The following is a 14,096-nucleotide window of genomic DNA, read 5'->3' as shown; positions in this document are numbered from 1 at the left end:
GTCCTGTGCAGCGCCACAAAAACGCCATAAAGTCACCACTGACGCCCCCATAACTGGAGGTTCATGTGGAATTCGGTATCCTCGGACCTCTTCTCATTTCCGGCGGCGGCGGCTCCGTCCAGCTCCCCCGCAAGCCGCGCGCCGTGCTCAGCGCGCTGCTCCTGCACCCCAACCAGATCGTCTCCAGGGACCGGCTCATCGCCGCCGTCTGGGAGCGGCCGCCGCGCTCGGCCGTGTCCAACCTGCAGACCTACGTCTCCCAGATCCGCCGCGCCGCCATCGACGTCGAGACGTGCGAGCCCGGCTACCGCCTGCGCGCCGACCCCGGGCGGCTGGACCTGCTGGCCTTCGGCGAAGCCGTACAGGGGGCCCGCGAGCACGCCGCCCGCGACGACCTGGCCGCCGCGCACGTGCTGTTCCAGCGCGCGTTCCGGCTGTGGCGCGGCCGCCCCGCCGAGGACGCGCCGCTGGCGCGCACCCTCGCCGCCCGCATCGCCGAACTGGAGGAGCAGGCCGACCGCGCCCGCGCCGACTGGACCGACGTACGGCTGGCGCTCGGCCACCACCAGGAACTGATCGCCGAGCTGTACGCCCGGCTGGAGGCCGACCCCCTGCGCGAACGCCCCTGGCGCCAGCTCATGCTCGCCCTGCACGGCGCCGGCCGGCGGGCCGAGGCGCTCGACGCCTACATCCGCGCCCGCAAGATCCTCGTCGACGAGCTCGGCGTGGAGCCCGGCCCCGAGCTGCGCGAGCTGCACGGCGCGCTGCTCGCCGGCGAACAGGCCCACCCTCCGGTACGGCGGGCCGCCCCCGCCTGGACCGGCCTGTGCCAGCTCCCCGCCGACCTGGGCGACTTCGTGGGCCGGGCCGTCGAGCTGGCCACCGTGACCGGCGCCCTGGACATGGGCGGGTCCGCCCCGGCCATCGTCGTCGTATCCGGGCCGCCGGGGACGGGCAAGAGCACGCTGGCCGTACACGCGGCTCATCGGGTGCGTGAGCGCTATCCGGACGGGCAGCTGTTCGCCAGGCTCGGCGGCATGGACCCCGGCGACGCCCTCGCCGAGCTGCTCAAGGCGCTCGGTGTCGACGGCGAGATGCTGCCCGCGGCGACGGAGGACCGTGCGGCGATGTACCGGGCGCGGGTCGCCGACCGGGCGGTGCTGGTCGTGCTCGACGACGCCCGCGACGAGCTGCAGGTGCAGCACCTGCTGCCGGGCACGCCGCGCAGCGCGGTGATCGTCACCTCCCGCGGCCCGCTGGCCGCGCTGCCCGGTGCGACGGCGGTGCCGCTGGAGGTGCTGCCGTTCGAGGACGCGCAGCGGCTGCTGGCGGGGATCGCCGGGCGGGACCGTGTCGCCGCCGCCCCGGACTCGGCCGAGACGATCGTGCGGGTCTGCGGGCGGCTGCCGCTGGCCATCCGGATCGCCGGAGCGCGCCTGGCCACCCGGCCCGCCTGGCCGCTGGCCGACTTCGCCGAGCGCATCTCCTCGGCCAGCCTCGACGAGCTGCGCTACGGCCGGCTCGACGTGCGCAGCACGTACGCGATGGGCTTCGCGCCGCTGTCGATCGCGGCCAGGCGGGCGTTCCTGATGTTCGGCGTGACCGGGCTCGACAGCGTGGCCGACTGGTCGATGCGGGCGCTGCTCGGCCAGCCACCCCGCCTGGCCGACCAGGCGGTCGAGGACCTCGCCACCGCCGGCCTGATCACCGCCAGCGAGATCGACGGCGCCGGGCAGGCCCGCTACCGGATGCACGACCTGCTGCGCGACTTCGCCAGGGAACTGGCCGTGGACGGGCAGGCCGACGCGCTGCGCCGCCTGTCACAGGAGTCGCTGGAGCGCCTGATGGCCGCCACCACCGAACTGCCGCTGCCGCTCGTGCCCCCGGCGCCCGACGCGCTGCCCCGCACGCCGCCCGCCGGGCCGCGCCGCCGCGCCTGGCTGCTGGCCGAGCGCAAGACGCTGCTGGCCGTGGCACAGGCCGCCGCACCGTCCATGGCCGCCCGGCTGGCCGAGGTGATCACGCCGTTCCTGACCATCCGCGGCTTCCACGACGACGCCGACCGCCTGCTCAGCGCGGTCAGCGCCGGCGCCGACCGCAAGACCGCCCGCCGCCTGCGGCTCATGCGCGTCGACGTCGGCCTCGACCGGGGCCGGCACCGCGAGGTCGGGGCCGAACTGCGTGAACTCCTGGCCGCCGCCGAAGCCGACGGCGACCAGCACGAGGCCGCCTACGCCCTCACCATGCTCGGCACCTGCGCCGCCGCCGCGGGCGACCTCGGCCGCGCGCTCGCCCACACGACCCTCGCCGCCGACCGCTTCCTCGAGTACGGCGACACCAACGGCCTGGCCAACGCCTGGATCGCCATGTCCGTCATCCACCTGCACCAGGCCCGCTGGCCCGAGGCGGCCGAGGTGTGCGAGCTCGGTCTCGTGCTGACCGGCGGCGCCCAGAACGCCCAGTACCACGCCGATCTCCTGCGCGGCCTCGGCATCGCCCGATTCGAGATGGGCAAGGTCGAGAGCGCCATCGAGCACTACGAGGAGAGCCTGCGCCTGGCCCGCGAACTCGACTGGGCCAAGGGCGAGCGCATGACGTTACGCCGCCTGGGCGAGGCGCACGCGGCGCTCGGCCACTTCGAGCAGGCCACCGCGATGCTGGCCGAGTGCGGCAGGATGTTCGCCGCCGCCGGTGACGTGCACGGGGAGGCGCTGACCGAGTTCGCGCTGGGCGAGACCCGCCGGTGGCGCGGGGACGAACAGGCGGCCCTCGGCCACTTCCTGACCTGCGCCGCCCTGCTCGGCCCGCTGGGCGAGCCGACCTGGCGGGTGCGCACGCTCAAGGAGATCGCCCGCTCCCGCGCCGCCCTGGCCACCGCCGGGCGCGCCTAGGACGTGGTGGCCAGAACGAACGGCAGCACGGCGGGGGCGCCGGCGTGGCGGATCAGGGCGGCGCCCAGGGTCATGGTCCAGCCGGTGTCGACCCGGTCGTCCACCAGCAGCACGGGACCGCCGCACGCGGCGATCGCGGCCCCGAGCTCCTTGGGCATCGCCAGCGTCGCCCGGATCGCCTGCACCCGCTTGGCGCTGTTGAACTGGCTGCCCGGCGAGCCCGCCCGGTAGCCCAGCTCGCCCAGGTAGGTGAGCCGGCCGACCTGCGCCAGCCGTTCCGCGAACCCGCGCACCAGCGCCGGCCGCGAGCCCGACGGCACGCTGACCACGGCCACCGGCCGCTCGCGCCACTCCCACGCGGCCAGCACCTGCACCACGGCCTTGAACATCTCGTCGGAGACCGCCGCGTCGCCGCCGGCGAACAGCTCGCGCAGCCGGTTGCCCCATCCGATGTCGGTCAGCCGCCCGAGTGCGCGCCCCGGCTCGGCGCCCAGCTCGGGCTTGATCCGCCCGGACAGGTCGGTCAGGCCCGTCGGCCACTGCTTGCGCGCCTCGATCTCCACGCCGGGCCGCCCGAGCCGCTGACGGGCCGACTCGACCGCCTGGGCGCCGATCTCGGCCGAGCGGTGCTGCCCGGTGCAGTTGTCGCAGCGCCCGCACGGCTTGGCGGCCTCGTCGTCGAGCAGCTTGCGCAGGAACTCCTCGCGGCACTCGCCGGTGCTCTGGTAGGCGAGCATGGCGTCCTGCTCGGCCTTGCGCTCGGCGGCGATGCGCGAGTAGCGCTCGGCGTCGTAGTCCCAGGGCTCGCCGGTGGCCTCCCAGCCGCCCTTGACCCGGTGCACGGCCCCGTCGACGTCGAGGACCTTCAGCATCATGTCCAGGCGGCTGCGGCTGAGGTCGACCCGGCTCTCCAGCGCGGGCGTGGACAGCACGCCGCCGCTCTCCGCCAGCGCGGCCAGCGTCGCGCGTACCTGCTGCTCCGGCGGGAAGGCCAGCGAGGAGAAGTAGGCCCAGATGTCGCGGTCCTCGGTGCCGGGCAGCAGGATCACCTCGGCCCGCTCGACGCCGCGCCCGGCCCGGCCGACCTGCTGGTAGTAGGCGACGGGCGACTGCGGCGCGCCGACGTGGATGACGAAGCCCAGGTCGGGCTTGTCGAAGCCCATGCCGAGCGCGCTGGTGGCGACCAGCGCCTTGATCTTGTTGGTGAGCAGTGCCTCCTCGGCGGCCAGGCGCTCGGCCGGGTCGGTCTGGCCGGAGTAGGCGGCCACCTCGTGGCCCTGCTCGCGCAGGTAGCCGGCGATCTCGTGGGCGGCGGCGACGGTCAGCGTGTAGACGATGCCGGAGCCGGGCAGCTCGTGGAGGGTCCGCGCCAGCCAGGCCAGCCGCTGCTCGGCCGTGGGCAGCTTGACCACGCCGAGGTGGAGGCTCTCGCGCTCCAGCGGCCCGCGCAGCACCAGGGTCTGCTCGCCCATCTGCTCGGCGACGTCGCGGGTCACGCGCGCGTTGGCGGTGGCCGTCGTGGCCAGCACCGGGATGCCGGGCGGCAGCTCCTCGAACAGCGTCGCCAGCCGCCGGTAGTCGGGCCGGAAGTCGTGGCCCCAGTCGGAGATGCAGTGGGCCTCGTCGACCACGACGAGCCCGGCGCTCTCGGCCAGTTCGGGCAGGACGTTGTCGCGGAAGTCGGGGTTGTTGAGCCGTTCGGGGCTGACCAGCAGCACGTCGACCAGGCCGTCGGCGACCTGCTCGTAGATCCGGCCCCATTCCTCCGGGTTGGCGGAGTTGATGGTGACGGCCCTGATCCCGGCCCGCTCGGCGGCGGCGATCTGGTTGCGCATGAGCGCCAGCAGCGGCGAGACGATGACCGTGGGCCCCTCGCCCAGGTCGCGCAGCAGCCCGGTGGCCACGAAGTAGACCGCCGACTTGCCCCAGCCCGTGCGCTGGACCACCAGCACCCGCCTGCGGTCGACGACGAGCGCCTCGATGGCGGACCACTGGTCGTCTCTGAGGCGCGCGTGGTCCCCCGCGAGCGCCCTGAGTCGCGTCTCGGCCTCTTCGCGCAGCGCGGCGGTGTCGTCAAACATGCTGTCCTTGTTACCAGTCCGCGCCGACGAAATCACATCGACTCCTCGTTACGGCCCAGCCACCCCACCCCCACCCGCCGCACGGGGCGGGCCCCCGTCCAGGGAGACGCTCCTCCGGCGAGACGGGGCGGGCCGCCGTGACGCGCGCCCCGCCGGCCCCCGAAGTGGTCAGAGCAACGGCACGACAGGCCTGGTCACAAGAGGCAGACCGGTCCCCACCACAGGTGTGGGCACCGGCGCCGGAGCCGTGGGAGCGGGCGTCTCCGGAGGGCAGACCCGCCTGTTCGTCATGGAGACCAGCTCGGGCGGCGCGGTGAAGCACACGTGGGTCTCCAGCGCCCGCCGCAGCGCCTTGGGCCGGTTGGTGATCAGCCCGTCCACCCCGGCCGCGACGACCCGGCGCAGGGCAGGGCGCCGGTTCACGGTGAAGGCGAGCACCTTGAGACCCAGCCGGTGCGCCCGGCGGACGTAGGCGGGGGTCATGGCGCGGTGTTTGACGCTCACGTACTCGGCGTACTCGGCGATGTCGGTCAGCTCGGCCGCGGCCGGCGACCTGCTGAGGACCGCCCGCTCTCCCCTGGCCTGGAACTTCTTGATGAACTGCCAGTCGAAGCTCTGCACGATCGTCAGCGGCGGCGCGAGCGCCATCAGCCCGGCCAGGCGCTCGGCCACCTCGGGCGCGTCGGCGGGGTGCTTGACCTCCAGCAGCAGCCCGGGGCCGCCCTTCATGGCCTCCAGGACGGCGCGCAGCGTCGGCACCCGTTCCCCGGCGAACTTCTGGTCGAACCAGGTCCCGGCGTCCAGCCTGCTGATCTCCTCCAGCGTGAAGTCCCGCACCCGCCACGGGGCGCGGTCGGGGAAGACCTGCTCGACGTCGGTGGTGCGGGCCAGCGACGCGTCGTGGATGACCACGAGGTGGCCGTCCTGGGTCTGGTGGACGTCCAGCTCGTAGAGATCGGCGCCGGCGGTGCCGGCGGCGCGGAAGGCGGCCAGGGTGTTCTCGGGCGCCACCTTGGGAGCGCCTCGATGGGCCACGATCAGCGGGTCCGGATCAAACATGATCCCTATTCGAGCGCATCCGGCGATCTTTGCCCGGTAGGACATGCCGTAGCGGTCGAATAGGGCATTTGTCCAGGTCAGAGCTCCACGGGCTGCAGCTTCCCGGTGTGGACGTCGTAGATCGCTCCGCCCACCGGCAGCGGGTGCGGGAAGAACGGGGTGGTCCTGATCCGGGTCAGGTCGTGCCGCAGGGCCTCCCGCTGGTCGGGGACGGTGTGGAACTCCAGGCTGCGGGTGTCCACGCCCTGCTTCTGTGCGAGGGCGTGCACGTCGTCGTCGGAGACCTTGGACATGCCGCAGTCGGTGTGCGGCATCACCAGGACACGCTCGACGCCCAGGAGGAAGACCGCCAGCACCAGGGTGCGCAGGACGTCGTCGGTGACGCGGGCACCGGCGTTGCGCAGGATCTTGGCGTCGCCCGGCACCAGGCCGAGCAGCCCCAAGGGGTCGATGCGCGAATCCATACACGTCACCACCGCGAGCCCGCGGGCCGCGCTTCCGGTGAGGTCGGAGCCGGTGAAGCCGGCGGCGTACTTGGCGTTGTCGGCCAGCAGGTCGTCGAATTCACTCATGAGTCAGATGATGCCGCACACGCGTTTCATGAGTATTTCCGGGGTGCCCGGCAGGGTGAAGTTGGCGAACATCCCACGATCACCCCTTACTCTTTGTGATGATGCTGTAGCCGCACGTGAGTGATTGAGAAGGTTGCCGTGAGCCGGTCAGAAACCCTCGCCGCCTATCTGCGTTCCCAGGCGCGCCGCCGCCTCGACCGGGTGGAGTCCAACGACGAGGGCAGGAACGCCCGCGGCGCGCTCGCGCTCTTCGACGCGGCCGCGTACGCGGCCAGCCTGCCCGACGACGACCCGCTGATCGCCATGCTCGACAAGGCCGGCTGCTACGGCCCGCTCGGTTGCGAGGACTTCGACCCCGGCGAGGCAGGGGCCCGCCTGATCCGCGACTGGCAGGCCGGTGAGCCCCACGAGCTCCTGCTGGCCCTGCCCGCCACCGTCACCGCGTGAGCCAGGTGTCGGGCGCCGAGGATGAGGTAGAAGTCTGGGCATGACAGGCATCGCCAGATTCCGCACCACCGTGCTCGACTGCCCCTCGCCCATCGAGCTGGCCCGCTTCTACTCCGAACTGCTCGGCTGGCGTGTCGTCAGCGAGGAGGACGAGACCTGGGTGGTCGTCACCGACGGCGGCCCGCCCGCCCGGCTGGCCTTCCAGCTGGCCGAGGACCACCAGCCGCCGGACTGGCCGGACCCCGCCCGGCCCCAGCAGTTCCACCTCGACGTCACCGTCGACGACCTGGACGTCGCCGAGGAGCAGGTCCTGAAGATCGGCGCGCGCAAGCACGAGTACCAGCCGAGCGAGGACGACACCTTCCGTGTCTTCCTCGACCCGGCCGGTCACCCGTTCTGCCTGTGCGTGGGCGAGACCTCGGACTAGCCCGCGAGCAGTTTCACGGCACCGGTCAGGTCGCCCGCCGCGAGCGCCTGGTCGGCCAGCGCCTGCGCCGCCGGGTCGTGGCCGGCCGCCTGCGCCGGATCTCTGGCCACCGAGACGAGCGCGTCGCCGTGCGCGTAGGTGTCGGTACGCGACCTCTCCAGCAACGCGGCGGCCACACCCACCGCCCGCAGCACGGTACGGCCGTCGCGCACCGACCCGTCGGCGTTCCAGTGGCGCTCGGGCAGCACCGCGCCCAGCACCGCAGCGGCCGCCTTGGACAGCCCGTCACCCCTGCTCAACTGCTCACGCAGGGCCGCCAGCCGCGTACGCGCCCGATCGGTGCGCAGCCCGAACCCATAGGGGAACAGCGGACGGTACACCGGATCTCCCACGTTGATCGGCACCTGCTCCATCGAGGCGGGCCAGGTGAAGGGCAGCCGTCCCGTGTACGGCACCGCGCCGAACATCGGATCCGACACCCCGGCCCCCTCGGTCCCCGGCAGCCAGGCGGCCACGACCGCCTCGACGCCCGGCAGGTCGCCGAGCAGCAGCGGCCGTCCCGACACCACCACGACGACGCAGCGCAGCGCGCCGCAGACCGACGCGACCGCCGCCTTGTCGCCAGCCGACAGCTCAAGGGTGCGCCCCTGGCGCCCGACGTCGCCGATGCCCTCGGCGTACGGCGTCTCGCCCACGACCACGACGCCCACGTCATGACCGGCGGTCGGGGCGGAGGCGTCGGCCGAGTAGGTGACGGAGGAGGCCCGGCCGCGGATGCCCTCCAGGATGGTGGTGCCCGGCGTGGTCGGTCCTGAGGCGCCCTGCCAGCTGATCGTCCAGCCGCCGGACTGGTTGCCGACGTCGTCGGCGTTGGACCCGGCCACGTACACCTTGGCGGTCCGGGGCAGCGGCAGCACGGCGCCGTCGTTCTTCAGCAGGACCTGCGACTTGGCGGCGGCCGTACGGGCGAGCGCTCGATGGCCGGGCGAGCCCACGGCGGCCAGGCCCGAGCGGTCGGCGAAGGGGCGCTCGAACAGTCCCAGCCGGAACTTCTGCGTCAGGATGCGGCTCACCGCGTCGTCCACGCGCGCGAGCGTGACGCGGCCCTCGGTCACCTCGGCGGTGAGCGCGGCCACGAACTGCGGGTACACGTGCGGCACCATGATCATGTCGAGCCCGGCGTTGATCGAGGTGCGCACGTCGGACGGGTAGTCGCCGGGGATCTGGTCGATCGCCGCCCAGTCGCTGATCACGAAGCCCTTGAAGCCGAGCCTGCCCTTCAGCACGTCGGTGATCAGTTCGCGGTGGGCGTGCATCTTGGTCGGGCCGACGCTGGAGTAGGACGGCATGACGCTGCCCACGCCCCGCTTGATCGCCTCGGCGAACGGCGCCAGGTGCAGCGCCTCCAGTTCTTGCCGGGTTCCGGTGAAGACGCCCTGGTCGATGGTGTAGTCGCCGGTCGAGGAGGTGCCGTAGGTTGTGCCGCCGTCGGCGACGTAGTGTTTGGCGGTGGCCAGCACGCCGTGGTCCTGCAGGCCGTCCACGATCGTGGCCATCCGGCCGGCCAGCGCCGGGTCCTCGCCGAACGACTCGTAGGCGCGCCCCCACCGCTCGTCCCGCGAGACGCACAGGCACGGCGCGAAGTCCCAGGGGATGCCGGTCGCCTTGACCTCCTTGGCGGTGATCTCACCCGTCTTCTCCACCAGGGCCGGGTCACGCGTGGCGCCCAGGCCCACGTTGTGCGGGAAGATCGTCGCGCCGATCACGTTGTTGTGCCCGTGCACCGCGTCCACGCCGTAGATGAGCGGAATCTGCAGCCGGGTCTGCCGCGCGCGCAACTGGAACCCGTCGACCATGTCGGCCCAGCCCTTGGGCGTGTTCACCGACGGCGCCGAGCCCCCGCCCGACAGCAGCGATCCGAGCAGGTACTCGGCGATGTCGTCCTGCTTGCCCAGCGCGCCGCGCTCGGCCTGCGTCATCTGCCCGGCCTTCTCAGCCAGCGTCATGCGCCCGAGCAGGTCACGCACCCGCTCCTTCACGCTCCTGCCCTTGTCGAGGTACGGCAGGCCGTGCGCGTTGACCACGATCGCGGGCTCGTCGGCGGGCGGCCTGACACCCTCGCCCGACAGCACGACCGGGATCGTCTCGGCGACCTCGGCCTGCCGGTCGGCGAGCGTCCTGACGGTGAACGCCTTGGCCGTGCCGGAGGCGGTGCCCGCGGGGAAGGTGAGCACGCCGTCGGCCGGGGTGTAGTCCTGGCCGGGAGTGGCGGTGCCCGCGCCGGTCCGGTACGTGACGTTGGCGTCGGCGGGCAGCGGCTTGCCGTCGGCGGTGGTCACGGTGACCTTGACCTCGGCGCCGCCCTTCTCGTTCACGGGGTAGACCGGGGCGTCGGTGCTCAGCCTGACCGGTCTGGGGGGCGCGGTGCCGTACACCTGGACGTCGTCGAAGACGAGGGTGCCCGACGCGGTGGGGAAGCGGATCGCGTACCCCCACATCGCGACCAGGTCCAATTCGCCGTCGGTGGGGGCGCCGCCGGGCTGGTAGTCGCCGCGCCGGACGAAGCCGGCGAACGGGACCTGGATCTGCCGCCAGCCCGCCGTGTCGTCGGTGAAGGACGACTCGAACAGCTCGGCGCTGCCCGCGCCGGCGCCGCCGTCCTTGACCTCGAAGAACACCCGCTGGCCCGAGGCGGTGCCCTTGACCCAGAAGGAGAAGCCCGAGTAGGGCGACCAGTCCTGGGTGGCGGCCAGGTCGTGTGACCAGCCGCCCCACTGGCTGACGGTGTACTCGGCGTTCAGGGCCCGGTTGGTGCTCGCCGCGCCGGGCCGGTCGGGCGCGGCGGCGATGGCCAGCCGGGGCGTGGAGGCCGCGTCGTTGCCCCACGGGTAGACGCCCGCGGGGACGGTGTCGGACTCGAAGTCGGTGACGTCCAGCGGCTCCGCCGCCGCCTGCGCGGGGGCGGCCAAGAGCGTGGCGCCCAGCAGGGCTAAGAGTGCGAGAAAGCGCGTTCTGCGGCCGTGGGGGGTCACGACGCCTCCAGGATCTCGACGAGACCCCATAGTGACCCGAATCGCCAAGCCAGGCTAGAGAGCGCTCTCTCTGATTTCTGACCGGGCTTTGCCCTCGGGTGAGGGCAAAGCCGGGCGGATCAGAACAGCTCTTCGGCTCCCGCCTGGGCGGGGGGCTGCGTGGCGGGCGGAGCGTCGGCGGCCAGGGAGCCGCCCACCGCGCCGATCGTGTGGGTCAGGCGCAGGCCGGAGCCGTCGCGGCGGCTGATCTCCTCGGGCAGCGGGATGGGCTTGCCCGTCGCCGAGACCGCCTTGGCCGGAGCGGGGCCGACCCAGGCGAGCAGCAGGACGTCCTCGCCCTTCAGGAAGCGCTGGGCGCGTACGCCGCCGGTGGCGCGGCCCTTGGCGGGGAACTCGGCGTAGTCGGAGACCTTGCCGCCGCCCACCTGGGTGCCGGGCAGGGCGGTGGCCGATCCCGCGACCGTGACCACCTGGGCCGGGCGGGACGGGTCGACGGCGCCGAAGAAGATGACCCTGGCGTCGCCGTCGAGCCTGATGCCCGCCATGCCGCCCGCCGGCCGGCCCTGGGGGCGTACGGAGGAGGCGGAGAAGCGGAGCATCTGCGCGTCGGAGGTGACGAAGACCAGATCGGCGTCCTCGGAGTCGAGTTCGACGGCGCCGATCACCTGGTCGCCGTCCTTCAGCGTGATGACCTCGAAGTCGTCGCGGTTGCCCGGGTACTCGGGCACGACCCGCTTGACCACGCCCTGCGCGGTGCCCAGCGCGAGGCCGGGGCTGTCGGGGTCGAGCGAGCCCAGGCCGACGACGCTCTCGCCGGAGTCGAGCGTGATGAACTCGGCAACCGGATGCCCGCCGGACAACGACGGCGGGTTGGCCGAGGGCGGCAGCGTGGGCAGGTCGGCCACGGCCACGCGGACCATGCGGCCCTCGGAGGTGACGACGCCGACGCTGCCGAGCGCCGTACTTCGCACCGCCGAGACCAGCACGTCGTGAGCGGTGCGCTCGCCTTCGCCGGGCAGCGCCGTGGCGTCGGGGGTACGGGCCAGCAGCCCGGTGGACGACAGCAGCACCAGGCACGGGTCGTCGGCGATCATCAGCGACGCCACCGGCGTGCGGGCCACTCCGGCCGACTCCAGCAGCACGGTACGGCGCGGCGTGCCGTACTTCTTGGCCACCTCCGCCAGCTCGCCGGAGACCACCTGACGCAGCCGCGCCTCGGAGCCGAGGATCTCGCTGAGCTCGGCGATCTCCGCGCTCAGCCGCTCCTTCTCGCTGTCGAGCTCCAGCTTGTCGAAGCGGGTCAGGCGGCGCAGCGGCGTGTCGAGGATGTAGGCGGCCTGGATGTCGGTCAGCTCGAAGACGTCCATCAGGCGCTGGCGGGCCTGACCGGAGTCGTCGGAGGAACGGATGACCTGGATGACCTCGTCGATGTTGAGCAGCGCGATGATGAGGCCGTCGACCAGGTGCAGGCGCTCCTGCCGCTTGCGGCGGCGGTACTCGGAGCGGCGGCGCACGACCGTGATGCGGTGGTCGACGTAGACCTGGAGCAGCTCGCGCAGGCCGAGCGTGCGGGGCTCGCCGTCGACGAGCGCCACGTTGTTGATGCCGAAGGTCTCCTCCATCGGCGTCAGCCGGTAGAGCTCCTCCAGCACGGCCTCGGGGACGAAGCCGTTCTTGATCTCGATGACCAGGCGCAGGCCCTTGTGCCGGTCGGTGAGGTCCTTCAGGTCGGCGATGCCCTGGAGCTTCTTGCTGGTCACCAGGTCCTTGATCTTGGTGACCACGCGCTCGGGGCCGACGGCGTAGGGCAGTTCGGTGACGACGATGCCCTTGCGGCGCGGGGTGATCTGCTCGACCGTGCACTTGGCGCGCATGCGGAAGGTTCCGCGGCCGCTCTCGTAGGCGTCGCGGATGCCCTGCAGGCCGATGATCGAGCCGCCGGTGGGCAGGTCGGGGCCGGGCACGTACCGCATCAGCTCGTCGAGCGAGGCGTCCGGCTTCTTGATCAGGTGGCGGGCGGCGGCGACGACCTCGCCGAGGTTGTGCGGGGCCATGTTGGTGGCCATGCCGACGGCGATGCCGGTGGTGCCGTTGACGAGCAGGTTGGGGAAGGCGGCCGGCATGACCGTGGGCTCGGTCTCCTGGCCGTCGTAGTTGGGCTTGAAGTCGACGGTGTCCTCGTCGAGCGACTCCACCATGAGCATGGCGGCGGGAGCCAGCCTCGCCTCGGTGTAGCGCATGGCGGCCGGCATGTCGTCGGGCGAGCCGAAGTTGCCGTGGCCGTCGACGAGCGGCAGCCGCATCGAGAACGGCTGCGCCAGGCGCACGAGCGCGTCGTAGATCGCGGAGTCGCCGTGGGGGTGGAGCTTGCCCATGACGTCGCCGACGACGCGCGAGGACTTGACGTGCCCGCGGTCGGGGCGCAGCCCCATCTCGCTCATGGAGTAGAGGATGCGGCGCTGCACCGGCTTCAGACCGTCGCGCGCGTCTGGCAGCGCGCGTTGGTAGATGACCGAGTAGGCGTACTCGAGGAAGCTGGTGCGCATCTCGGAGGAGACGTCGATGTCGACGATCCTCTCCTCGAAGTCCTCCGGAGGCGGGGTCGTGGTGCGTCGGGCCATGTCGAACATTTTGACGGAGGATCGGGGGTGTCCGCGACTCAATGGCCAGACGAGTATCTTGACCAAGCAGTTGCTTGGGACGTACGTTCAGGCCATGATTGAGTTTCACCCTGTGACCAAGCACATCGGCGCCGAGGTGACCGGGGTCGACCTGCGCAAGCCGCTGGCGCCGGAAGAGGTGGCCACACTCCGCGAAGGCTGGCTGCGCCACCTCGTGCTGTTCTTCCGCGACCAGCACATCGACGACGACCAGCACCTGCAGTTCGCGCTGAACTTCGGCACGCTCAACCATCCGGCGTTCAAGAAGGACTCCAGCAGCCCGATCCACGTGCTGGACCAGACCGACCCCAAGGGCGAGGGCGGCGACGAGTGGCACAGCGACAACACCTTCGAGCCCACGCCGCCCATGGGCTCGCTGCTGCGCTGCGTCCAGTTGCCGAGCGTCGGCGGCGACACCTGCTGGGCCAACACCTACCTGGCGTACGAGACGCTGTCGCCGTCCCTGCAGCGGCTGTGCGACGAGCTGACGGCCGTGCACGACATCACGATGTCGATGAAGAAGGCCATCTCCAAGGGACACCCCTTCGACCTTGAGGAGATCCAGGCCAAGTGGCCGCCGATCGAGCGGCCGGTCGTCCGCACCCACGCCGAGACGGGACGCAAGGCGCTGTTCGTCAACCGGGCCTCGACCACCCGCCTGGCCGGGCTGACCGACCGGGAGAACGAGGCGCTGCTACCGCTGCTCATCGACCACATCCGCTCCCCCGAGTACCAGGTACGCCTGCGGTGGCGGCCGGGCACGATGGCGTTCTGGGACAACCGGCCCACCCAGCACTACGCGGTGGCCGACTACACCGAGCGCCGCCGGATGCACCGGGTCACCGTCAACGCCTTCCCCGAACACCAGGACGGCGCCTAGGAGCCCCCTTCCCCCAAGGGCGCCCTTGACCCTAGAATGAGTTAGGA

Annotated in this window: 9 protein-coding genes; 4 read left to right on the top strand and 5 right to left on the bottom strand. The window is 72.3% G+C overall.

The annotated features are described in order from the left end of the window. Nucleotides 1-65 precede the first annotated feature (65 nt). Entirely contained in the window at nt 66-2,891 is a 2,826-nt protein-coding gene (locus tag ACFWYW_RS03810) for a BTAD domain-containing putative transcriptional regulator (protein ID WP_379609513.1), read from the top strand. Here the strand turns inward: ACFWYW_RS03810 and ACFWYW_RS03805 are convergent. The 3 genes from ACFWYW_RS03805 to ACFWYW_RS03795 form a co-directional block, all read right to left on the bottom strand. Further along, nucleotides 2,888-4,972 (bottom strand): RecQ family ATP-dependent DNA helicase, encoded by a 2,085-nt coding sequence (locus tag ACFWYW_RS03805; protein ID WP_379609512.1) that lies wholly within the window; start codon nt 4,970-4,972, stop codon nt 2,888-2,890. The two genes, ACFWYW_RS03810 and ACFWYW_RS03805, sit on opposite strands and share 4 nt — an antisense overlap. Nucleotides 4,973-5,140: 168 nt before the next feature. Beyond that, nucleotides 5,141-6,031, bottom strand: coding sequence for a glycerophosphodiester phosphodiesterase (locus tag ACFWYW_RS03800; protein WP_379609511.1), 891 nt, complete (start codon nt 6,029-6,031; stop codon nt 5,141-5,143). A 77-nt stretch (nt 6,032-6,108) separates the two neighbouring features. Continuing rightward, nucleotides 6,109-6,603, bottom strand: coding sequence for a beta-class carbonic anhydrase (locus tag ACFWYW_RS03795; protein ID WP_379609510.1), 495 nt, complete (start codon nt 6,601-6,603; stop codon nt 6,109-6,111). A gap of 138 nt (nt 6,604-6,741) precedes the next feature. Here ACFWYW_RS03795 and ACFWYW_RS03790 point away from each other — a divergent pair, with 138 nt between their 5' ends. Further along, entirely contained in the window at nt 6,742-7,050 is a 309-nt protein-coding gene (locus ACFWYW_RS03790) for a hypothetical protein (protein WP_379609509.1), read from the top strand. 40 nt (nt 7,051-7,090) lie between these two features. Next, a complete protein-coding gene (locus ACFWYW_RS03785) occupies nt 7,091-7,477 on the top strand; it encodes a VOC family protein (RefSeq protein ID WP_379609508.1) in 387 nt (128 codons plus the stop codon). Here ACFWYW_RS03785 and ACFWYW_RS03780 read toward each other — a convergent pair. Together ACFWYW_RS03780 and ACFWYW_RS03775 are read right to left on the bottom strand one after the other, a co-directional pair. Next, nucleotides 7,474-10,509, bottom strand: a complete 3,036-nt coding sequence (locus tag ACFWYW_RS03780; protein ID WP_379609507.1) for a glycoside hydrolase family 3 N-terminal domain-containing protein — start codon at nt 10,507-10,509, stop codon at nt 7,474-7,476. The two genes, ACFWYW_RS03785 and ACFWYW_RS03780, sit on opposite strands and share 4 nt — an antisense overlap. Before the next feature lie 119 nt (nt 10,510-10,628). Further along, complete coding sequence (locus tag ACFWYW_RS03775; RefSeq protein WP_379609506.1) at nt 10,629-13,139, bottom strand: DNA topoisomerase (ATP-hydrolyzing) subunit A; 2,511 nt, start codon at nt 13,137-13,139, stop codon at nt 10,629-10,631. A gap of 85 nt (nt 13,140-13,224) precedes the next feature. Between ACFWYW_RS03775 and ACFWYW_RS03770 the strand changes: the two genes are divergently transcribed. Beyond that, the gene (locus tag ACFWYW_RS03770) at nt 13,225-14,049 is read left to right on the top strand and encodes a TauD/TfdA family dioxygenase (RefSeq protein WP_184974407.1); all 825 of its coding nucleotides are present in this window, start codon (nt 13,225-13,227) and stop codon (nt 14,047-14,049) included. Nucleotides 14,050-14,096: the final 47 nt, after the last annotated feature.

Source organism: Nonomuraea sp. NPDC059023 (genome assembly GCF_042740095.1).
Classification (GTDB): domain Bacteria; phylum Actinomycetota; class Actinomycetes; order Streptosporangiales; family Streptosporangiaceae; genus Nonomuraea.
This window is presented reverse-complemented; position numbering and strand designations above follow the sequence as displayed.

What these genes read in the sequence shown, in the direction of transcription:
- ACFWYW_RS03805 (WP_379609512.1), bottom strand. Translation starts at nt 4,972, where the DNA reads ATGTTTGACGACACCGCCGCGCTGCGCGAAGAGGCCGAGACGCGACTC.
- ACFWYW_RS03800 (WP_379609511.1), bottom strand. Translation starts at nt 6,031, where the DNA reads ATGTTTGATCCGGACCCGCTGATCGTGGCCCATCGAGGCGCTCCCAAG.
- ACFWYW_RS03795 (WP_379609510.1), bottom strand. Translation starts at nt 6,603, where the DNA reads ATGAGTGAATTCGACGACCTGCTGGCCGACAACGCCAAGTACGCCGCC.
- ACFWYW_RS03785 (WP_379609508.1), top strand. Translation starts at nt 7,091, where the DNA reads ATGACAGGCATCGCCAGATTCCGCACCACCGTGCTCGACTGCCCCTCG.
- ACFWYW_RS03775 (WP_379609506.1), bottom strand. Translation starts at nt 13,139, where the DNA reads ATGTTCGACATGGCCCGACGCACCACGACCCCGCCTCCGGAGGACTTC.
- ACFWYW_RS03770 (WP_184974407.1), top strand. Translation starts at nt 13,225, where the DNA reads ATGATTGAGTTTCACCCTGTGACCAAGCACATCGGCGCCGAGGTGACC.